We start from the raw sequence: 18,075 nt of genomic DNA, 5'->3' as shown, positions 1-18,075 counted from the left end.
GGTTCATCGTTTTTGCCCCCTCCCCCGCCTCTGTTGCTGCTGCCGGCCTCCTCCCCCTCTTTCTCCTTTCTGCCGGCTGCCACTACTCCCCGCCTTTTTTCCCAAGCTTGCCTCAAACTCTGACCTGCGCCGGCGCCCCTCTTTCTTCTGGGCGCCCTCCTGCGCCATGGCCCTCTTCCTTGCCTCGAACTCTTTGTACAGGCGCTGGGCGACGCCGGTCAGTATCCCCGTGTACTCGTCCATCGCCCCGGCTATTCTCATTCCAGACCCGTCGGATATTGTAAACTCTAGGATGGATTCGTCGTGATTGGTCGACCTCATCTTCAGTATCAGCATGGACCGCCTCATCGCGCCCTCCACCTCGACGTACCTGAGCAGGATGATGTTCTGGAACAGCGAGGAGACGCCAAGCTCGGTCAGGTTCATCCCCGCCTGCTGCGTGGTCAGCAACGTAAAGATTGAAGTCACGCCGTGCTCGCGCATCAGGGCGACGAGGTGCTTTGTTATGCTGTACATTTCGTCGGGGTACGACTGCTCAAAGGCAGAGATGCTGTCTACGGCGATGCGCCGGGCACCTGTCTTTTTTATCTGCTCTGCAAGGAACGAGACGAACGCGTCAGGGTGGAGGTTCTCGACCACCACCGACACGATGGCAAGGCCGGCCTCTTCAAGCGACTCGATGTCGCCGTACCCGTACCGCCGGGCCATCCTGCGTATGTCGTCAGGCGCCTCCTCAAGCGAGCAGAATATGCCCGGCTCGCCTGCCCTGACGCCTTCTGCCACAAACTGGAATGAAAGCGTCGTCTTGCCCACGCCCGACGCGCCTATCACCGCGGTGGTCGTGCCCCGGAGGAACCCGCCGCCGGCCCTTTCGTCCAGCCCGGGTACCCCTGTACGTATGCGCTCCTCCGACATCGGGTACGACAGGCGCAGCTTTTGCTTCCCGTATACGGTCATACCCTTTGAGCTTATTACCGCAAGGTGGGTCTCCCTGTCTATGTCGGTCCCGCGCATCTTTATCACCCGCACCCCAAGCGGCGCGGCGTTGGTGCGGCCGTGCTCCAGCTTGATTATGCCGTCTGCAACAAATTCCTCGATGCCGCTCCCGATGCTCTCCTGGCCGACAGGCACCTCTGCTATCAGCATGCTTGTCACCCCCTCTGCCCGGGTCATCTTGCCGAGGACTATCTGGAGCGCGATCCTGGCCTCGTTGAGGTCGTCAAACGCCTGCGAGATGGCAGAGAACGAGTCGACGACCATCCTCTGGGCATGCGAGTCCCGGATAGTGGCGACCACCTCGTCGAGCGCGTCCTGTATCCCCTCCCGGGTCACAGACGCCAGGTCGAGAAAGTGGAACTTGCCTTCGCCCTCGTATTTCTGGAAATCCATCCCGAGCCGCTCGACGTTGTTGAAAAACTGCTCCCTTGACTCGCTAAACGAGACATAGATCCCGCTCTCGCCGGCGTTTTTCAATCCTTCGTAGAGAAAGTGGCTCGCAAGCACGGTCTTGCCGCTGCCCGGGTTGCCGGCCACAAGTACGGTAAAACCGCGTGGGATGCCGCCTTCCATGAGCGAGTCGAGGCCTGGAATCCCGGTAGATATCCTCTCAAATGTCATTTCTATTCTTATCCACCATCATCATCGTTATCACACACCTATTGCATACAGCCGGGTTGTTTTATACTTGGTGCCTGAAATACAGAAAATAGATCTGTACTTGGTATGCGATTGGCTTTAGAAGCTGCAGAGCAAAAGAATGGGAATGGTTGCAGCAGCAAAGACAGCGGCGACAAAGGCTGCAGGACCGGTGCCGCGGCTTTTGGTGGTAGACGACGAGAGGGACATTGCGCTCGTCGTCAAGATAGGGCTTGAGCGCCACGGCTTTTCGGTGGACACCGCCAACAGGCCGGGCGAGGCGCTTGAAAAGTTTGCCAAGGCGGCTTACGACCTGGTCATACTGGACATGCGCTTGCCAGAGATGGACGGGCTTGCGCTGTACCAAAAGATGAAGGAGATGAGGAAGGACACGAGGATGTGCTTTTTGACTGCGTACGACAAGGAATACTATCGCGGCTCCAGCAAGAAATTCAACGACCTTCCAGACAAGTGCTTTATCCACAAGCCTGTCAGCCTGCCCGAGCTGGTCAAGCTGATAAACGCCGAGCTGGAATAGTTGAGGATCAGTATCTCCTTTTCGCTTTACTCTTTTGTGCCTCAACCGCTGGCGCAAAGATATTGTGCCAGATTTTTCCTTACCCGATAAGAATCGACCTGTGATGGTGGTCGAGCAAAATCTGCTTCTGGCCGGCCGGCAGGGTTTCAAAATCCTCGGCATGGTAGCAGCACACGGTCTTCATCATCACATTATCAAATTTCGGCGGGCGCACCAGCTCATAATCCATCATGTCCTCGATCTTTTCAAGGTTAAAGAATGCGCCCATGTCGCTGAGGCAGGTGACGTCCCGCCTGCCCTCCTTCTGGGCGCGAGACGCAAGGGAGAGTGCAAGCTTGTATATTCCCAAGATGTCGCCGGAGAAATAGCCGCGCTGGGCGTCGACGATAAAGAGCGTTCCCTGTCGCAGGTGCTTTTCTACCTCCACGCCGGTCCGGGCCAGGTTGTTCCTGACGTGCTCGATCGGCTCGTACTGCGTCGCAAGCAATACTATCTCGTCCTCTGGAAGGTACAGCGAGGCAAAGCTGGAATACACCCGGCGGAACGACGCAATGCTGTCATAGACGAGGATACTGTGCCCTCCAGGAGGCTCTAGCAGCGACCCTTTTCTGATTTCTCTGACGATGTCGTCGACAGAGCCGGCTATAGTCTGCCGGTCATGGCGGCCACCACCACCGCCATCATCGCCAGTGTTGTTTTTGTCTGGATTATTGTTGTTGTTGACATCAGAGCCTTTCTTCTTTTTGTCTGCCGCGGTTATCCTACGTCACCTTGTTGTGATCCTGCTCCAGAGAGACTAGCATGCCTGCAGCTTCAAGTTGCCTGATGCTCTCCCGGGTATACGCGCACAGGATCGTGGCAGGCAGGCCGGATTTTCTCCCCACCGCGGCCTCCCACGCGGCCAGCTCTTGCGTCATCCCCTGCGCGATGAACGGGTTTGTGTCGCCAACAAACCGGAAACCTTTCCTCCCTGCATCGATAGACTGCCGGACTATTTTTTCAAAGCGGGCACGGTTCCTTTTCACGTCGAACCTGCCGTCCCCTGCGAAGTGCCATTCGCCAAATGTCATCAGAGTGATCCTGCCAGACGCCTCCAGGCTCTTTACGTCCACGTTCCATTCCCGGCCCATCTTCTCGCGGATAGTTTCTTTTGGCATCTGGTCGGTGACCAGCAGGACGTCTTCGTCCCCCTCCACCAGGCCCTTCTTCATGAACTGCAGCGCCTGCTCCACCAAGTCCGACGGGGTCTCAAACACCGCAAGGATGTGGTCGCCGCTCTTGGCCCGGCCCAGCCGGGACATTTGCAGAAGAGGGGCTATGCTTTTCACAAGGCTGTCGATTGTCACGGGCTTGTCCACCAGGATCCTGGCCCCTGCCGTCGCGGTGGCGTTGGCAAAAGAAGAGAAGATCTTGTCAAGCTCTGGCTGGTGGACTTCAAACGCAGAGAGAAAGCAGGCGGGAAGCGAAGGGTCGACGTTCAAAAGTTTCTGGTACAGGTGGATGCCGCTCAAACCCGGCATCCGGACATCAAGGATTGCAAGGTCGTACGCATTTGGCCTGAACGCCTCCAGCGCCTTTGATGATGACGAAAAAGCTTCAACTTCAAACCCCTTGAGCTCAAGCGCCCGCTTCAAGACATAGACGATGTCTGCCTCGTCGTCAACCAGCAGCAGTTTTTGCTTTTCTGGCGGTTGTCGTTGCTCTTTTTCGAGGCCGGGCAGAGTTCCCAAGGTTGGGAATATGTTAGAGACCGCAAAATAAAGGCGTATCTCTTTCTGCTTGCACTGATTTCTGCGCCCCCCTTTCTCCTTCTTCTTTTGCTGCTGCCGGCGCCACACCATATATTCGTCAGTTAGCGTAGAACTAAGAATTTTGTTGGATTCCATAAGAAAAGTGGGGCCGAAGGGATTTGAACCCTTGACCCACGGGTTTCTTTTCTAACTAGCCCATTTGTTAGATCTGGAGCCCGTTGCGATGCCTGGCTTCGCTACGACCCCACCTATATAGACATACGTCGTCAGTTGGCATCGCGCTTTTGATAGCGCAAACTAGTCTGTATAAGTCTTTATTTTTTTGCTGCCGCCGTATTGTTGTTGTTGTTGCCGCCGTTGCCGGCCCTGTCCCTGAAACGGAACCTGTCCAGCTTGACCAGCTGGTGGTAAGAGCCAAACTGCGAGCCGTCCGCAGAGTCGAGCGCCGAGCTCTCCCCGTCCTCCTTGTCGTCCCTGCCGTACGCCCTTATTATCCTGTAGCCGGTGGTGCGCTGCGCCGGCACCCTGCCTGCCGCCCTTATCAGCTGCCGGATCTGCCGGGGCTTCATCAGCTGGCCGTGCTGCGCGCCTGCCGCGGTAGAAATGGACTCGTTGATGAGCGTGCCCCCAAAGTCGTTTGCGCCGGCCGCAAGCAGGAGCTGCGACATCCTCGGCCCCTCCTTCACCCACGACACCTGGATGTTTGGTATGTGGTTGTTGAGCATTATCCTTGCGATTGCGTGCATCTTTACTACTTCAAAGCCGTCTGCTCCGGCCCGGATGTTGCTTACAGTGCCGTGGCGGTACATCGGCGCCTCGGTGTGCACAAAGGACAGCGGGACAAACTCGGTAAAGCCGTGCGTCTCCTTCTGGATCTGGCGTATGAGGGCGATGTGCTCGGCGCGGTGGCGCGAGTTTTCGACGTGGCCGTACATTATGGTCGAAGTCGTGGGTATCCCAAGCGAGTGCGCCTGCCTGATTATCGAGACCCATTCGTCCACCTTTATCCTGCCCGGCGAGATGATGTCCCTCACGGACTGGTCCAGTATCTCTGCCGATGTCCCGGGCAGGCTCCCGACCCCGGCCTCCTTGAGCATCTTCAGGTATTCAAGAGTAGAGACTTCGGACCTGACTGCCCCGTACAGCACCTCTTCAGGCGAAAAGGCGTGCACGTGCATGTCCGGCAACTCTTTCTTGACCGCCTCAAGTATGTCTATGTACAGGCGGCCGTCCATCTTGGGCGGCAGGCCGGCCTGTATGCACACCTCCGTGGCGCCTAGGCTTGCAGCCTCCTTGGCGCGCCTGACTATCTCCTCGCTTGGCAGGAAGTAGCCCTCCTCCTCTCTGAAATCGCGTGAAAAAGCGCAAAAGCCGCACTGCTTGATGCACACGTTTGTAAAGTTGATGTTGCGGTTCACCACGTATGTGACGGTGTCGCCCACCGTCTGGCGGCGAAGCTCGTCTGCGACTGCCACCGTGAGGCTCATTTCAAGGCCGGTGCTGTCAAACAGCACGACTGCCTCGTCGACTGTGATGTCCTTGCCAGAAAGCGCCCTGTCGAGCGCGCCGGCGACGACAGGGTCGGCGCCCTTTAGCAGCGAATCAAGAGCTGTTGTTGTCGTTGTTGTTGTCATCTTTACTCATGTACACCTCTCTTCCCCTTCTCTAACAAGGCCGGACTCGTCTGCCAGCAAGCCGATGTAATGTCGTAGCCGTTCTGATATAAATCCTCCACCATCACCACCTTTCTTCTTGTCAAGAAATTCCGGATACACGGGCAGCCGGGCGCGCAGCTTTTTGCCCCTGCTCTCCGTGACCTGCCTCACCTCCTCTATGGTGGGCCAGGGGAACTCGGGGTTGACATGGTCTATGGTGACAGGCGATATGCCGCCCCAGTCGTTGATGCCGGCGTCGAGGTACCTGCCGTACACGCTGGGGTTCAGGTTCGGCGGCACCTGTATGTTCATGTCGACGGGCAGCACCAGCCTTGCAAGCGCGACTGCGCGCAGGAAATACTCTTTGTGCGCCGGCGCAAAGTGCGCCATGCCGGTGCCGGGCTTGGGCTCGAAATTCTGCATGATGACCTCCTGTATGTGGCCGTACTTTTCGTGGATCTTTTTTATGACAAAGAGCGAGTCGACAAGCTCGTCGGGCGTCTCGCCGATGCCGACCAGGATCCCGGTCGTCATGGGTATGCGGAGCTCGCCTGCGGCCTCGAGCGTCTTTATCCTCACCTTCGGGTGCTTGCTGGGCGCGCCCCCGTGCGCCATGCCGGCGCCCATCAGCCGCTCGCTTGAAGTCTCTAGCATGACCCCCATGCTCGGGTTCGTGTCCTTCAGCAGGGCCATCTCCTTCTTTGTCAGGCTGCCGGCGTTGGTGTGCGGCAGAAGGCCCGTCCTTTCAAGCACGAGCTCGCTCATCTCGGCGACATAGTCGACGGTTGACGGGTGCCCGAGCGAGCGCAGCCAGTCCCTTACTTGTGGGTATCTCTGCTCGGGCCGCTCGCCTGTCACAAACAGCGCCTCAGTACAGCCGGCGCGGCGGCCTGCCTCTGCGATGGCGAGCACCTGCTCTGGATTTATCATCGACGCAAGGGGGTCGCCCGGCTCTTTTTTGTAGGTGCAGTACGAGCACGTGTCGCGGCAGAGGTTGACAAGGTTGATGAAGACCTTGCGGGAGTACGTGACAACGTTGCTGTTGTTAAACGGCCGCATGGTGTCCCGCACTCGGCCTGCAGCCGACACCAGAGCGTCTGTCGGGATCGACGAGGCCGCTGCCGTCATCATCAGCTGGCGCGCCTCGTCCTCTGTCAGCATGCCGGGCCTCGCAAGCGCCCGGTCAATTGCCATCAGGTCGGCAGCCCCTTTCCCCAGCACTGGCTCTCTCTGGCCCAGCTCTACTAATAAACACTACATCATCACTCAACATCGTCGTCATCGTCGTCATCATCATCATTGCCAAGCCATCTAGGGCGCGGTGATGCTCGTAGGCGGCTGGCGGGCCGGCCTTGCCTCAAGCAGCATGTCCAGGTGCTCGACCTGCCCGTCGCGCAGTATCGTCACCTGCATCTTGTCGCCCACCTGCTTTTCCCGCTGCAGGTAGACGAGTATGTCCTCAAGGTGCCTCACGGGGTTGCCGTCTATCTCTACGATGATGTCGCCTCCAAGGTTCACCGGCCTGCCGTCCACGCGGGCCTGCCTGTCGCCTCCCCTGATGCCGGCCTTGTCTGCCGGGCTGCCCTGCACGACCTCTACCACGAGCACGCCCCGGGGCTCCTCTTCAATCCCAAGCGCCTTTGCAAGCGCCGGCGTCATGTCGGTGCCAGAGATCCCCACCCACGGGTGGCGGAACGTCCCGTCCTTGATGAGCGAAGGCACCACCTTGGATATCGTGTTTGCCGGGACTGCAAAGCCTATTCCTTCAAACGAGCCGGTGCTGGAGCGGATGGCCGAGTTGATCCCGATGACCTCCCCGCGCATGTTGAGGAGCGGCCCGCCCGAGTTGCCCGGGTTTATCGCGGCGTCCGTCTGGATGATGTCAGGGATAAAGAACTGGAGCTGGCCTGTCTCCTGCGAGGGTATGAGCCTGCCGACCCCGCTGACTATGCCAGAGGTCATCGAGCTTGAGAGCCCAAACGGGTTGCCTATCGCAGCGACCGATTCGCCGACGCGTATCCTGGTCGAGTCCGCAAGCGGCAGCGGGGCGAGCTTTTCCCTGGGCACGTCCTTTACATAAAGCACGGCAAGGTCGGTGTACGGGTCGCTCCCAAGCACCGTCGCGCTGTAGACCGTGCCGTCGGCAAACGTGACTGCGAGGTTGTCGCCTGCGCCCTCTGCGACGTGCTGGTTGGTGACTATGTGGCCGTTGTCGTCGTACACGAACCCCGTGCCAAGGCGCGTCCCGTCGTCTTCAGAGGACGAGACCTGCACCACCGACCCCTCTGTCCTCTCGTACAGGTCGGGCAGCGTGAGCTCCTTGTCTGCCGCCTCGACGGTGCTGACGCGGCCTATCTGGAAAGCCTCGTCAGACAGGCCCTTTCGCCCGTCGTCGTTGCTGTTGTTGCCGCCTGCCGGCGGAGAGATGAGGTCAGAGACATCGGGCAGGGGCGAGCTTCCGCGCTTGCCCGAAAAATCAATCGCGTTGAACTGCGAGTATGCGAAAAAGATTGCAAATGCGGCTATAGCCGCTGCGCCGACAAGGAGGGGCTTGTTCAATCTCGAGCTAAAAAAGTGGCCGCTCCGCTAATAATCCTTTTGCCAGTCGCCGCCGGCGCGTGCTGTTGCCGACACCGTCGCGTTAACGCTGCTCCTGCAACGAAAGAGAAAGAGAGAAAGGAAGGCTAGCGGACCACGTACGGCATGCTCACACCGGACTGCGCCGGCCTGCCATCTCCCCCTTCTTCCAGCAGGCCCACCAGCCTGCCGTAATAGTGGAGGTACTCGCGGCCCCTTTCTGTCGTCCTGTAGACGACGCCCTCGTCGCCTGCCGACTGGGCAAGCAGGCCCTTCTCTATGAGCTCTGCCAGGTACATGTGCACCTGCTCGTAGCTCAGGTTTGCGCGATACATGATGTGGGTCTTTTTGATGCCGGACGTGGCCAGCCCGAGCACGTCGCCCATTATCTGTATCCTTCCCCGGTTGTTCTTGCGTTCTGAAATCCCCATGGCCGCCATTTACTCCGGGCAGGTAAATTAGGGCAATGGCGGAATTTGCCCTGGAACGGCTGTTCCACGTTCAGACGGAGCGCAAAAAGCTCTGCTTTTCGCTCACCGTGTACCGCCTCCCGCGCCAGTTGACGGCCCCCTGCTTGCCTGCATCGACGATCGCAGATGCAAACCCGAAGTATATGAGGGCGCCGCCGAGCGGGGCGCCGAGCGCGTAGGCAGGGCTCTGAAAGACGCCCAGCTTGCTCTGGACGGCAGTCGCCGCCATCAATACTGCAATCGTCGAAAGCTCGATCCCCAGTAAAACAGAAGAGGCGATGGCGCTGACATCGTCGGCGGCGGCCAGGAAGGTGGCAAGGAACGCCGGGACGGAATACGACAGGAACAGGAACGGTGCAAACATGATGAAAAACACCGCGGCGGCTATCAGGTGCGCGCCCTTTCTGTCCTGGTGGTAGAGAGGTATCACCAGCCGGCGCAGGCCGTGCCAGAGCGTGTCAAGGTCGCGGGCCCATACCGCCTCTATGCGGTCCTCGCCCCGCACCATCTTCATGGCGTGGCCGCCTGCCTTGACCCTGGCGCCGAGCGCCCCGTCCTCTACAAGCTCTTGCCGGACGCCTTCGTGGGTGCCGACTGCCTCGTACGTCTTTCTGGTGATGACGAAAAAGCTGCCAAAGAAATAGCCGGTCTTGTGGCGCGGGTCGTTGACTCTCAGGGGCGAGAACCGGGTGTGCAGAAACGTCGAGAGGCCGGGCAGCGTTATCCGGGTCCAAAAGTCGTTGCAGACAAGCCGCGGGACTGCCGTGAGAGCGTCCAGCTCCTCTGCCAGCATGTGTGCCACCGCAAGCGACATGGCGTCTGGCGCGTGCTCGGTGTCGGCGTCTGTGAACATCAGGTAGTCGCCCCGGGCGCGCAGGTAGCCCTGGTGGCAGGCCCAGGTCTTGCCGGCCCAGCCTTCCGGCTTGGGCAGGTTTTCCACGTACACGACGCGCCTGTCCCTGGCCGCGTACTCTTGCATTATCTGGCCCGTCCTGTCCGACGAGCAGTCGTTGACCGCGACTATCTCAAAGTCGGGGTAGTCCTGCGCAAGCAGGCTGTCCAGGCAGCGGGCAATGTAGGGCTCCTCGTTCCTTGCCGGCAGTATGACGCTCACCTTTGGCCGGCGGCTGCCGGACGCCTTTGAGCGGTCAAAAGAGTCGAGCCGGGGCGCAAGGCGGAACGACCTGACCATGTATGCGAGAAAGTAGAGCCAGACCCCAAGCACGCCTGCCATTATCGCCGCAAGAGCAATGCTCACTGCCGCCAAAGCAGCATAGGGCAGGCCGGCCTGCAGCGCAACAACCGCCTCTTCCCCCGCCATGCCCTTGTTTTCGCAAACCAGGCTATTTATTCGACTGCTTTTGCTATGCGCTCAAGCGCCTGCTCGGTGCCTTCTGTGATGTGCTTTTTCACCATGCCAGAGAACACGGACAGCAAGCCCCCCAGCTTGAAATCCCATACGACGTCGACTCGCGTCTTTTTGCCGCCGTCTGCAGGGTGGAGCGTGACCGTCCGGGAGCCGGTTATCGGCCCCTCGGTTATCCGCGTCTCCACAGAGCTTTTCGGGTTCAAAGTGACGGTCTGCATAGTCCTAGAATCCTTGAAGGCGATCACCACCTCCCTTGTGATCACGTTGCCCTCCCTGCTTATGTTGCGCACCGACTTGGTGCCGTGCCAGTACCGGGGCTCGTTGTCCACGTCAGAGACAACGTCCCACACCCTGTCGAGGGGCGCTGCTATTTCCCGGCTGACGTTTACGGTTGTGGTGGCCATGCTGCGGCATCACGCGGCCTTTATGCTGGCAGTCTCGTGCGGCCTTGTCCTGTCCCAGAACGCGCCCAGTATCGCGCCCAGGAGGAGCCAGAACATCGTCATGGTGGCGCCGCTTGCCAGCCTAAAGCTGCTGACAAGGTCCATAGGGGCCGAGATCTCGTCGGGGTTTGCCGGCAGCGCGAAAAACGCGGCCGCCATTACTGCGATATAGATGGCCGGCGCAACCACCCTGAACGCAGGGTTTGTTTTTCTGACCCGGCCGTACGCAAACGCAAGGCCGAGCGCGCTCAGCCCGGAGACAAGGAGCATTGCGACGTAAAGCCCTTGGCGCATGTTGATGGTCGCAGGGTCGCCCACAGCGGGAGGGTTTGCAGGATACTTTAGCGCAGGGACAAAGTAAAGGACGAGCCACATGATGCCTGCTAGGACGATCGCCTTTTTGACGTTTGACGAGCCCGGCAGGGCGCCCCGGCCGTACGCAAAGACGAGCCCAAAGAGCGCCCCAATCGACAGGCCAAGGACTGCGCCGGCGGCGATGCTGCCGCCCTTTTGCCACAGCCGGTAAGCTGCAAGCTCTGCCGGGTTCACCATCTCGCCCTGTTCTGCCGCCCTCTCGTTTTCAAGGGCGATTGCCCGCTCTATGTAGGGTTCTACTACTCCCTGGTTGATGATAGCAAGGATTGTGCCGGCGACGGCGCCTGACAAAAGGGTGATGGCAATAAAAGTGAGGGTTTTCATGTACGCGTCAGGCCCTCAGTGGCACGGGAATCCTGCTGCGTGCCTCATGTCGTGGTAGAACTCGTGCATCCACATGTTGTCGTATGCCTGCTCGCCCTGGGCCACGCTGAATATGTGGCCCTGGTCAAAACCCATCATAAAGATGCCGAACACCAGTACGCCTAGCAGAATGCCTACAGCGATCTTGGGTACTCCCTGTGTCGCTCGTACGATCTGTTCACTGAATGACATTCCTTTTCGGTTGCAAGGCGGTGTTATATAAATAATGAGATGGTTTGTCCAACCTGGACGGTTTATCCAACCTGTTTTTATACCGGGCGCACGTTTCGCGCCTGAAGAGGATGCACACGTTCGCAAGAGTGCTTGAAAAGGCGTCGAGCAGGTACGCCCCAAGCAGGCTCCTGTCGTTCGGGCCGGTCCACGTCTTTGTGGCGCTCCAGCTGATGCACGAGCGCGGCCACGTGAGCAGGAGCGTGCTTGAGCGCGAGCTTGGCCTTGGCGGCGCGGCCAAGACCATAGTCAAGCACATGAAGATGAACGGCCTGGTAGAGACTTCAAACGGCGGCACGAAAATGACTGCAAGGGGCAGGGGCGTCTGCACGGGGCTTTTGGAGTCGATGGCGGCAGAGATGCCGGTGCCAAGGTCGTCGGTCGCGCTTGGCATGCACAACTATGCGGTGCTCCTGCGCCAGCTCGGGTTTGCGATAAGGTCGGGAATAGAGCAGCGCGACGCCGCTATCAAGATGGGTGGGACCGGCGCCACCACGCTGATCTACAGGGACGGGAGGTTTGTGATGCCGGAAACCAGCAACAGGGGCGTGCGCGAGCCGCTTGAAGGCGAGCGCGAGCTGGAAAGAGAGCTGCTGGGGAAATTAAAGCCGGCGGAAGGCGACGCCGTGGTGATAGGAGGGGCAGACAGCGCCAGGGCGGCAGAGCTTGCGACCAAGGCGGCCGCCCTTGCCACCATCATGGCGCACGAAAAGCACTAAGATGCTGCCGCCGGCCTGCTCATACTTCCCTTCTGGTGCCGTCCTTTTCGTAGACGTAGACTTTGCCCTTTTCTTCGCCGGCCGTCTTTTTGTGGGAGCCGTCGCAGAACGGCTGGTTTGCAGACAGGCCGCACATGCAGATCCACCGGGTCTCGCTCCCCACCTTTACAGCCATCGGGCCGCTGTCCTCCTTCCTTACAAGTCTTGCCATGCAAGGGATTAGAATAGGGTCAAGATAAACCCGGTGGTAACCTGCAGCTGACCAGGTCTCTGCTGTCAGCATCATGGGGCGGGTGGGGGGGGAGGCGGGTGAGTGGGGTGAGGGGTTGGGTGAGGGCATATATGCGGCTGGATGTCTGATATTTTCCCTCTTTCTTTCTCCAAAAGCCATACGTGGCAAGATGCAGAAAGGAAAAGGAAAAGGGAAAAAGAGAAGAGCGGGCAGGGCGGCCCCCACGAGGTGGGGGGGGCTGTCACGCATAAAATGCGCGTGCAGGAAATCTTTTTACCTGCGCAAGCCGTTTGATGGCTGTTGCTAGTGGTGCCTCAGGCAAGTGCTTTCGCCATCGCTTGACATGAACAGTATCCAGGCAAGGGTCGCCCAGACGCTCGAGCGTGGCGTGCAGATCGACCTGTCAACTGCGCTGTGCAAGAGGTACCTGCGCCGGCACGCAAACCTGAAGACGAGCGTGGTCGTGCTCTACGTCGACATCGACGGCTCGACTAACATGACGCTCTCCATGCCTTCAGGCACGCTTGCCACCATCCTGCAGCTCTTCTCCCAGGAGATGAGCCTGGTGGTTGCAAACTATGGCGGATACGTGCTCAAATACGTCGGCGACGCGGTGATTGCGCTGTTCCCGGCAGAGCACGACAAAAAGCAGGCGTGCCAGAGCGCGCTTGAATGCGGAAGGACGATGCTCGAAGTGGTGGACAGGTGCATCAACCCAGTCTTTCGGCAGAGGGGCTACGCCGAGCTGAGGGTCAAGATATCGATGGACTTTGGCGAGGTCCTGGTCCTGCTGTACGGCAAGAGCCTTGAAAACTCGCACATCGACATAATAGGGTCGAGTATCAGCATGGCCGCCAAGATGCTTGCCATAGTCCCCACAGGCAGGATAATCATGGGCCAGTCGGTCAGGGACAACCTGCCAGAGGAGATATCAAAGACTTTTGTGCAGTTTGACGTGGACGAGTCGATGTGGTCGTACGTGGACCAGAACAAAAAGCGGTACAGGCTGTACATCACCATCCCTGACAGCACCCGGGAGAGGTAGGACAATTATGAAGATGACAAAAGAAGAGCGCAAGCCAAAAGACCAGCAGGCGGCCCACGGGCAGAAAAAGGACCACGGCGAAAAGGACGAGCACGCCCGAGTCGTTTCAGTCAAGGACGCCAGGCCCGAGTCGCCGCTTGTCGTCGCAGGCTTTCCAGACAACGGCATGGTGGGCTCGATCTGCATCAACCACATGATAGAGCAGGCAGAGATGCACCAGATAGCTTTTGTCGATTCAGAGTACATCATGGCAAGCGCCCTCTTTGTGGGCAAAAAGCTGCGCCACCCGTTCAGGATCTACGCAAACGACGCGGGGACCGTGTGCGCGCTGCTCTGCGAGGTGCCAATACTTGCAAGGGGGATCCGCTCCATAGTCAACGCGCTCGTGGACTGGTGCGGCGACGTGGGTGCGCGGGAGCTCATAGTCCTTGGGGGCATAGCCCCGACCAACATCAGCCCTGCGTTCCAGGTTCCAAGAAGCGCGTTCGTGCTGCAGGGGACTGCAGCCGGCGGCAGCGGTAGTAGCACAGGTAGCGACGCAGGGACGGTAGGGGCAGTCGAGCCGGCAGACGGCAAATCGCCCAGGCTACAGGTCCCCACGACGGCGTTCGTAGTCGGCATAGGGGGAGCCCTCCTGTCATCCTGCGTGGCAAACGGGATCAGCTGCAAGGGGCTGTTTGTGCCCTCGCTTGGCGAGGCCCCCGACCCGGGAGGGGCGGCGCTCTTGCTGGACGCCCTGGCCCAGCTCGAGCCGGACGCAAGGGTGGACACGGAATCGCTCAGGGCCGAGGAGGAGATGATAAAGAGGCACCTTGAAGAGCTGCTAAAGATGCAGAAAAGGCAGATGGAGGAGTACGAAAAGGCAGGGAGCCGGCCCGACACCGAGCGCATCTACAAATGACGATGACGATGATGATGATGATAACAACGACCTGCCAGTGCGGATGATTGTTATGGGCGAGGCAGAGGAGGGGGGTGGGAGAGAAAGTGGAGGCTAGAGCGCCACGTCGCCCCTTTCTGCAGAGCCAATGTCGTACGCGTCTTCCACGTCGTACACGAATATCTTGCCTATTGCGGCGGTAGCCTTGCCTGCGCCAAGCGTGGCAAGCACGTCGTCGATTATCTCCTTCACCTTGCTGTCCTGCACCAGCACCTCCACCTTGGTGCGAAAGCCAAACTCGGGCACGTAGGTCATGACGCCCCTTCCCACCTTCACCGGCCTTTGCTTGGCCCTGCCCCTGCCCTTGACGTCGTAGAAGGACATGCCGCCCACCTTGTGCCGGTGGAGCAGTTCGTTCACCTCTGGCAGGTACTCTTGTGGCATGATGATGTCGAGCCTTTTCATAACTGTACAGCTCTGGCGGCCGGCAAATAATAAACGGGTTGCATTGCACTGCAATCATATTTTTTCGCGCCCATGCTGCATGGACACACAGTAATTAATCAATCAGGCAAGCATCTTCAGCGACTGCTCGATGGATTTTTTGACCTCGCCCAGCACCTCGAGCACCTCGCGCTCGCCGTCGCTTCCGCCCTTGACCCCCCTCTGCTCCAGCTCGTTGTTGTAGTATTTCATCCACGAGTAGGTGTGCTGCAGGTTCTCAAAGAGCGCAAACGGCAGCAGCGTCTGCTTGCCGCCCAGGATCACGGCGTCCCACATGTCGGTAAAGAACGGCTTGTAGTCGCGGTACTGGATGCACTCGTCTATGAAGCGCAGCTTGGCGGCAAGGTCGTTCCTGACGAACTGGATTATCTGCACCCTGCCCTTTTCCTCCTCCTTGTGCGTCTTGCGCCTGTCCACCCAGCTTTCGACATAGATGGCGCCGTAGATTATGGCCGCAAGGAGCACCATCTCTACCACGAGCGAGTCCCACTCTATAGCCATCTGCTGCTACTCTCTGCCTCCTCCTCTTGCCATCCTGTGTGCGGCCCAGCCGCCTTATCATCGTAGAGGGTACAGAGCCATGCGGTGCAAACATAGCTATTAAGATGGGGAGCCTGCTTTCACACTATACACACACTACAAAGAGGTATCAAAAGAAAGACATGAGCGCAGTGAGCGAGATAATGTCGCCGGGGGCGATAGTGACCATAGACGCAGGCGCAAACCCGTCAGCACTTGACGCGGCAGTCGCCATGGCAAAGAACAGGGTAGGGTCAGTCATAGTGACCGAGTCGGGCAGGCCGGCAGGGATAATAACCGAGCGCGACCTCCTCAAAAAGGTCTCGGCGCAGAACAGGCGGCCGCAGGACGTGCCGGCAAGGAGCATAATGTCGTCGCCCCTTGTCACGGTCATGGCCTACGACTCGATAGACACGGCGGCCGCGGCGATGTCAAAGAACAGGATAAAGAGGCTGCCGGTGCTCGAGGCCGACGGCTCGCTTGCAGGCATGCTGTCTGTCACAGACATTGCCAAAAAGCTTGCCAAGATACTTGCAGACGACTATGACAGGTACCGCTCGCTCAGGGCGGTGCTGGACCTCTAGCTGCCGCCTGGCTGAAAGAAGGAGAGAAAAATAGTCGGCCAGCGACTAGTCCATGCTGGTGGTCGTTGTAGGCGTGGTCCGGGCGTGGCACGCATGGCATGCTCCGCACAGCTCGCACACGCTTGTCGTTTCGGCGCCGCACTTTGAGCAGATGGCCTCCAGGCTGCGCGCCGGCGGGGCGCGGAAGCTGTGGGGCTTGCGCATCGTCTCCACCATGCCTGCGCTACTGCACCTCCACCTTCCTTGCCTTGCTGGCCCTGGCAGGCTCTTTCTTTGGCAGGTCGATTACCAGCAGGCCGTTTGACATCCTGGCAGAGACTCTGGACGGGTCGACCTCCTCCGGCAGAGGCACCTTGCGGTAGAAAGAGCGCTGCGAGCGTTCCTTGTAGACATACTCCTTCTCTTTCTCCTCGCTCTTTTCCTCGTGCGACCCGGACACCTCGACTGCGTCCTCGGTGGCGTGGACTTGGACCTTGTCTTTCTCTACGCCGGGGACCTCGAGCTGCAGCTCAAACCTGTCGCCCCTGTCAATCATGTCGCACAGGGGCACCCGCATCCGGGGGAGGCGCCAGAGCGAAGGCCACGGCCTCATGGAGGTCATCATGCTCTCCATCTCGCGCCTGAAATCCTCAAAAACGTCGTCCATCTTGCTTGTGCTACTGCCACTAGCACCACCACCACTGCCGCCGGCAGCTGGCGCAGACTCGCCCCTCTTGGCAATCTTGTCCGACTTTGCCATGGCCCTATATGCGACCTCTTTTATTAAAGAGCCGGGTCTACAGTGCACGGCAGCGCGTTCCTAGCCCGTAAATACAGAGAATGCAAGACAGTACCGGCGTACACACACATAGATATGCGTGCAAACATTTCAAGCAATAGCGGCAGCAGCAACAGTGCCGGCAACAAAAAAAGGAAGGTGAAGATGAGCGACGGCATGTTCGTGCTGGTGGCCGTCGTAGGCTGCATAGCGGCATTTGCAGCCCTGCTAATAGTGGTCAGCGGCGGGGGCGTGAGGCACGTTGACATTTTCCTTCCGGAAAAGACAGAAAATACGCTTGCCTTCCGCCAGGTCGAGGGTGGGGGCAGGGTGGCCCTCGTCGGCATAAAGGGCATAGCCCAGGTGAACCCGACCCTGATAATGAGGACGGGCGACTATGCGCTTGAGCTGACGATAATAAACGAGGACGACAGGCCGCACATGCTCTACATAGACGGTGTGAACGTGTCCACCAAGGTGCTCAGGCCCGGCGAGAGCGACGTCATCTCGTTCCGCTCAAAGGGAGAGGCGACCTACAACTATTACGACTGGGGCGCAGGCAGCGAGCCGCTTGGCCAGATACGGGCCATGAAGGTCACGGCGTACGAGTGACCAGCTATTTTTTACTATCATTATTACATTAAGAATAATAACGGTGGAAAACGATGTCACATAAGATGGCTGCTGCTGTTGCCGCGCTAGCGCATTGGCAGGCCCCGGCCAAAGCGGAGGGTGACGCCGCGCCTGTCGTCTTTTTCAAACCTACACATCTCGTCAATAGTCATCCGGATCTGCGACGTCTGCCTCCCGCATTCCGGGCACCGGCCCAGTATGCCCCTCCCCTCTTTCAGGCATGTCGCGCACCATGAGCACCCGTCGCATATCTCCAGCACCACGCACGGGAAATCCTCGCCCGTGATCTTTTCCTGCTTCTCGTTGAGCCCCTCGTAGGGCACAACGTTGCTTTCCGGCGAAGAGTCCTCGTTGCCTTCTTCTTCGTCGTCGTGGCCGTTGCCGCCCATTGCTTCATGATGGTCTCCGGAGCTTATAAAACCGGCGGATTGCAGTGCATTGCAATAGAGCCGTACAGCGTAAATACAGTCGCAGGGAAACTAGTGACCAAATGACATCATCGTCACCATCATCATCATCACCATCGTCTTCAAGAGGGAGGATCGTCGTGCCCCATGACGGCACCGAAATGTCTGACAGGGCGCTTGAAAAGGCTACCGAGCTTGCAAAGGCGCTCGGCTCGGAGCTGGTCATAATCCACATCGTCGACAGCAGGTTCGTCCCGCCAAGCGCCACGCTTGGGTTCATCAGCGACACTAGCTCTCTTGAAGACGCCAAGACCCAGCTGGTGAGGATACTGAAAAGCGGCGCGGAGCAGATGCTAAAGTCCAAGATCGCCAGGGTGGAAAAGGCAGG

General features: G+C 58.9%; 24 protein-coding genes and 1 tRNA gene. 7 read left to right on the top strand and 18 right to left on the bottom strand.

Features of this window, described 5'->3' with window-relative positions:
* Positions 1-3 precede the first annotated feature (3 nt).
* Positions 4-1,617: an ATPase domain-containing protein gene (locus tag WKI84_RS09060; RefSeq protein ID WP_337863224.1), complete on the bottom strand. Its 1,614-nt coding sequence runs from the start codon at positions 1,615-1,617 to the stop codon at positions 4-6.
* A gap of 145 nt (positions 1,618-1,762) precedes the next feature.
* Between WKI84_RS09060 and WKI84_RS09055 the strand changes: the two genes are divergently transcribed.
* A complete protein-coding gene (locus WKI84_RS09055; RefSeq protein WP_337863223.1) occupies positions 1,763-2,173 on the top strand; it encodes a response regulator in 411 nt (136 codons plus the stop codon).
* Between the two features lie 79 nt (positions 2,174-2,252).
* Here WKI84_RS09055 and WKI84_RS09050 read toward each other — a convergent pair whose 3' ends face one another.
* The 11 genes from WKI84_RS09050 to WKI84_RS09000 form a co-directional block, all read right to left on the bottom strand.
* Positions 2,253-2,744 (bottom strand): MEDS domain-containing protein, encoded by a 492-nt coding sequence (locus WKI84_RS09050; protein WP_337863235.1) that lies wholly within the window; start codon positions 2,742-2,744, stop codon positions 2,253-2,255.
* A 190-nt stretch (positions 2,745-2,934) separates the two neighbouring features.
* Positions 2,935-3,903 carry an MEDS domain-containing protein gene (locus WKI84_RS09045; RefSeq protein WP_337863222.1) on the bottom strand — a complete coding sequence of 323 codons (969 nt, stop codon included), beginning with the start codon at positions 3,901-3,903 and terminating at the stop codon, positions 2,935-2,937.
* Positions 3,904-4,067: 164 nt separating this feature from the next.
* Positions 4,068-4,170 (bottom strand) — tRNA-Trp (locus WKI84_RS09040).
* Positions 4,171-4,238: 68 nt separating this feature from the next.
* On the bottom strand, positions 4,239-5,558 hold the full coding sequence (cofH, locus tag WKI84_RS09035) for a 5-amino-6-(D-ribitylamino)uracil--L-tyrosine 4-hydroxyphenyl transferase CofH (RefSeq protein ID WP_337863221.1): 1,320 nt from the start codon (positions 5,556-5,558) through the stop codon (positions 4,239-4,241).
* A 6-nt stretch (positions 5,559-5,564) separates the two neighbouring features.
* On the bottom strand, positions 5,565-6,773 hold the full coding sequence (cofG, locus tag WKI84_RS09030; RefSeq protein WP_337863220.1) for a 7,8-didemethyl-8-hydroxy-5-deazariboflavin synthase CofG: 1,209 nt from the start codon (positions 6,771-6,773) through the stop codon (positions 5,565-5,567).
* Between the two features lie 117 nt (positions 6,774-6,890).
* Positions 6,891-8,138 carry a trypsin-like peptidase domain-containing protein gene (locus tag WKI84_RS09025; protein ID WP_337863219.1) on the bottom strand — a complete coding sequence of 416 codons (1,248 nt, stop codon included), beginning with the start codon at positions 8,136-8,138 and terminating at the stop codon, positions 6,891-6,893.
* Between the two features lie 125 nt (positions 8,139-8,263).
* Positions 8,264-8,587, bottom strand: a complete 324-nt coding sequence (locus WKI84_RS09020; RefSeq protein ID WP_337863218.1) for a winged helix-turn-helix domain-containing protein — start codon at positions 8,585-8,587, stop codon at positions 8,264-8,266.
* Between the two features lie 70 nt (positions 8,588-8,657).
* The gene (locus WKI84_RS09015) at positions 8,658-9,947 is read right to left on the bottom strand and encodes a glycosyltransferase (protein ID WP_337863217.1); all 1,290 of its coding nucleotides are present in this window, start codon (positions 9,945-9,947) and stop codon (positions 8,658-8,660) included.
* 26 nt (positions 9,948-9,973) lie between these two features.
* Positions 9,974-10,399 carry an SRPBCC family protein gene (locus tag WKI84_RS09010; RefSeq protein ID WP_337863216.1) on the bottom strand — a complete coding sequence of 142 codons (426 nt, stop codon included), beginning with the start codon at positions 10,397-10,399 and terminating at the stop codon, positions 9,974-9,976.
* A gap of 9 nt (positions 10,400-10,408) precedes the next feature.
* Complete coding sequence (locus WKI84_RS09005) at positions 10,409-11,137, bottom strand: CbtA family protein (RefSeq protein WP_337863215.1); 729 nt, start codon at positions 11,135-11,137, stop codon at positions 10,409-10,411.
* A 15-nt stretch (positions 11,138-11,152) separates the two neighbouring features.
* Entirely contained in the window at positions 11,153-11,368 is a 216-nt protein-coding gene (locus WKI84_RS09000) for a CbtB domain-containing protein (protein WP_337863214.1), read from the bottom strand.
* Between the two features lie 110 nt (positions 11,369-11,478).
* On the opposite strand from WKI84_RS09000, the gene WKI84_RS08995 reads away from it, so the two are divergent.
* Entirely contained in the window at positions 11,479-12,126 is a 648-nt protein-coding gene (locus WKI84_RS08995) for a DUF4443 domain-containing protein (RefSeq protein WP_337863213.1), read from the top strand.
* Positions 12,127-12,145: 19 nt separating this feature from the next.
* Here WKI84_RS08995 and WKI84_RS08990 read toward each other — a convergent pair whose 3' ends face one another.
* Positions 12,146-12,337, bottom strand: a complete 192-nt coding sequence (locus WKI84_RS08990; protein ID WP_337863212.1) for a CDGSH iron-sulfur domain-containing protein — start codon at positions 12,335-12,337, stop codon at positions 12,146-12,148.
* 364 nt (positions 12,338-12,701) lie between these two features.
* Here WKI84_RS08990 and WKI84_RS08985 point away from each other — a divergent pair, with 364 nt between their 5' ends.
* Positions 12,702-13,403 (top strand): adenylate/guanylate cyclase domain-containing protein, encoded by a 702-nt coding sequence (locus WKI84_RS08985; protein WP_337863211.1) that lies wholly within the window; start codon positions 12,702-12,704, stop codon positions 13,401-13,403.
* Positions 13,404-13,410: 7 nt separating this feature from the next.
* Complete coding sequence (locus WKI84_RS08980; RefSeq protein ID WP_337863210.1) at positions 13,411-14,304, top strand: PAC2 family protein; 894 nt, start codon at positions 13,411-13,413, stop codon at positions 14,302-14,304.
* A 93-nt stretch (positions 14,305-14,397) separates the two neighbouring features.
* Here WKI84_RS08980 and WKI84_RS08975 read toward each other — a convergent pair whose 3' ends face one another.
* The gene (locus tag WKI84_RS08975) at positions 14,398-14,748 is read right to left on the bottom strand and encodes a P-II family nitrogen regulator (RefSeq protein ID WP_337863209.1); all 351 of its coding nucleotides are present in this window, start codon (positions 14,746-14,748) and stop codon (positions 14,398-14,400) included.
* Between the two features lie 102 nt (positions 14,749-14,850).
* Positions 14,851-15,288 (bottom strand): hypothetical protein, encoded by a 438-nt coding sequence (locus tag WKI84_RS08970; RefSeq protein WP_337863208.1) that lies wholly within the window; start codon positions 15,286-15,288, stop codon positions 14,851-14,853.
* A 161-nt stretch (positions 15,289-15,449) separates the two neighbouring features.
* Here WKI84_RS08970 and WKI84_RS08965 point away from each other — a divergent pair, with 161 nt between their 5' ends.
* Positions 15,450-15,890, top strand: a complete 441-nt coding sequence (locus WKI84_RS08965; protein ID WP_337863207.1) for a CBS domain-containing protein — start codon at positions 15,450-15,452, stop codon at positions 15,888-15,890.
* Positions 15,891-15,935: 45 nt separating this feature from the next.
* On the opposite strand, the gene WKI84_RS08960 is transcribed toward WKI84_RS08965, so the two are convergent.
* Both WKI84_RS08960 and WKI84_RS08955 read right to left on the bottom strand, forming a co-directional pair.
* Positions 15,936-16,106, bottom strand: a complete 171-nt coding sequence (locus WKI84_RS08960; protein WP_337863206.1) for a hypothetical protein — start codon at positions 16,104-16,106, stop codon at positions 15,936-15,938.
* 7 nt (positions 16,107-16,113) lie between these two features.
* Positions 16,114-16,629 (bottom strand): Hsp20/alpha crystallin family protein, encoded by a 516-nt coding sequence (locus tag WKI84_RS08955; protein ID WP_337863205.1) that lies wholly within the window; start codon positions 16,627-16,629, stop codon positions 16,114-16,116.
* Between the two features lie 114 nt (positions 16,630-16,743).
* On the opposite strand from WKI84_RS08955, the gene WKI84_RS08950 reads away from it, so the two are divergent.
* Positions 16,744-17,259, top strand: coding sequence for a hypothetical protein (locus WKI84_RS08950; protein ID WP_337863204.1), 516 nt, complete (start codon positions 16,744-16,746; stop codon positions 17,257-17,259).
* An 86-nt stretch (positions 17,260-17,345) separates the two neighbouring features.
* Here the strand turns inward: WKI84_RS08950 and WKI84_RS08945 are convergent, their stop codons facing one another.
* Entirely contained in the window at positions 17,346-17,669 is a 324-nt protein-coding gene (locus WKI84_RS08945) for a hypothetical protein (RefSeq protein WP_337863203.1), read from the bottom strand.
* Positions 17,670-17,770: 101 nt separating this feature from the next.
* On the opposite strand from WKI84_RS08945, the gene WKI84_RS08940 reads away from it, so the two are divergent.
* Positions 17,771-18,075: universal stress protein (locus tag WKI84_RS08940; protein WP_337863202.1), on the top strand; the 305-nt coding region annotated here is incomplete at its 3' end.

It is taken from the genome of Nitrososphaera sp. (assembly GCF_037447015.1).
Taxonomy (GTDB): domain Archaea; phylum Thermoproteota; class Nitrososphaeria; order Nitrososphaerales; family Nitrososphaeraceae; genus Nitrososphaera.
This window is presented reverse-complemented; position numbering and strand designations above follow the sequence as displayed.

What these genes read in the sequence shown, in the direction of transcription:
- WKI84_RS08995 (WP_337863213.1), top strand. Translation starts at nt 11,479, where the DNA reads ATGCACACGTTCGCAAGAGTGCTTGAAAAGGCGTCGAGCAGGTACGCC.
- WKI84_RS08965 (WP_337863207.1), top strand. Translation starts at nt 15,450, where the DNA reads ATGAGCGCAGTGAGCGAGATAATGTCGCCGGGGGCGATAGTGACCATA.
- cofG (WP_337863220.1), bottom strand. Translation starts at nt 6,773, where the DNA reads ATGGCAATTGACCGGGCGCTTGCGAGGCCCGGCATGCTGACAGAGGAC.
- WKI84_RS08985 (WP_337863211.1), top strand. Translation starts at nt 12,702, where the DNA reads ATGAACAGTATCCAGGCAAGGGTCGCCCAGACGCTCGAGCGTGGCGTG.
- WKI84_RS08975 (WP_337863209.1), bottom strand. Translation starts at nt 14,748, where the DNA reads ATGAAAAGGCTCGACATCATCATGCCACAAGAGTACCTGCCAGAGGTG.
- WKI84_RS09010 (WP_337863216.1), bottom strand. Translation starts at nt 10,399, where the DNA reads ATGGCCACCACAACCGTAAACGTCAGCCGGGAAATAGCAGCGCCCCTC.
- WKI84_RS09015 (WP_337863217.1), bottom strand. Translation starts at nt 9,947, where the DNA reads ATGGCGGGGGAAGAGGCGGTTGTTGCGCTGCAGGCCGGCCTGCCCTAT.
- WKI84_RS09000 (WP_337863214.1), bottom strand. Translation starts at nt 11,368, where the DNA reads ATGTCATTCAGTGAACAGATCGTACGAGCGACACAGGGAGTACCCAAG.
- WKI84_RS09020 (WP_337863218.1), bottom strand. Translation starts at nt 8,587, where the DNA reads ATGGGGATTTCAGAACGCAAGAACAACCGGGGAAGGATACAGATAATG.
- WKI84_RS08970 (WP_337863208.1), bottom strand. Translation starts at nt 15,288, where the DNA reads ATGGCTATAGAGTGGGACTCGCTCGTGGTAGAGATGGTGCTCCTTGCG.
- WKI84_RS09060 (WP_337863224.1), bottom strand. Translation starts at nt 1,617, where the DNA reads ATGACATTTGAGAGGATATCTACCGGGATTCCAGGCCTCGACTCGCTC.
- WKI84_RS08990 (WP_337863212.1), bottom strand. Translation starts at nt 12,337, where the DNA reads ATGGCAAGACTTGTAAGGAAGGAGGACAGCGGCCCGATGGCTGTAAAG.
- WKI84_RS08950 (WP_337863204.1), top strand. Translation starts at nt 16,744, where the DNA reads ATGCGTGCAAACATTTCAAGCAATAGCGGCAGCAGCAACAGTGCCGGC.
- cofH (WP_337863221.1), bottom strand. Translation starts at nt 5,558, where the DNA reads ATGACAACAACAACGACAACAACAGCTCTTGATTCGCTGCTAAAGGGC.
- WKI84_RS09005 (WP_337863215.1), bottom strand. Translation starts at nt 11,137, where the DNA reads ATGAAAACCCTCACTTTTATTGCCATCACCCTTTTGTCAGGCGCCGTC.
- WKI84_RS08945 (WP_337863203.1), bottom strand. Translation starts at nt 17,669, where the DNA reads ATGGGCGGCAACGGCCACGACGACGAAGAAGAAGGCAACGAGGACTCT.
- WKI84_RS08960 (WP_337863206.1), bottom strand. Translation starts at nt 16,106, where the DNA reads ATGGTGGAGACGATGCGCAAGCCCCACAGCTTCCGCGCCCCGCCGGCG.
- WKI84_RS08980 (WP_337863210.1), top strand. Translation starts at nt 13,411, where the DNA reads ATGAAGATGACAAAAGAAGAGCGCAAGCCAAAAGACCAGCAGGCGGCC.
- WKI84_RS09055 (WP_337863223.1), top strand. Translation starts at nt 1,763, where the DNA reads ATGGTTGCAGCAGCAAAGACAGCGGCGACAAAGGCTGCAGGACCGGTG.
- WKI84_RS08955 (WP_337863205.1), bottom strand. Translation starts at nt 16,629, where the DNA reads ATGGCAAAGTCGGACAAGATTGCCAAGAGGGGCGAGTCTGCGCCAGCT.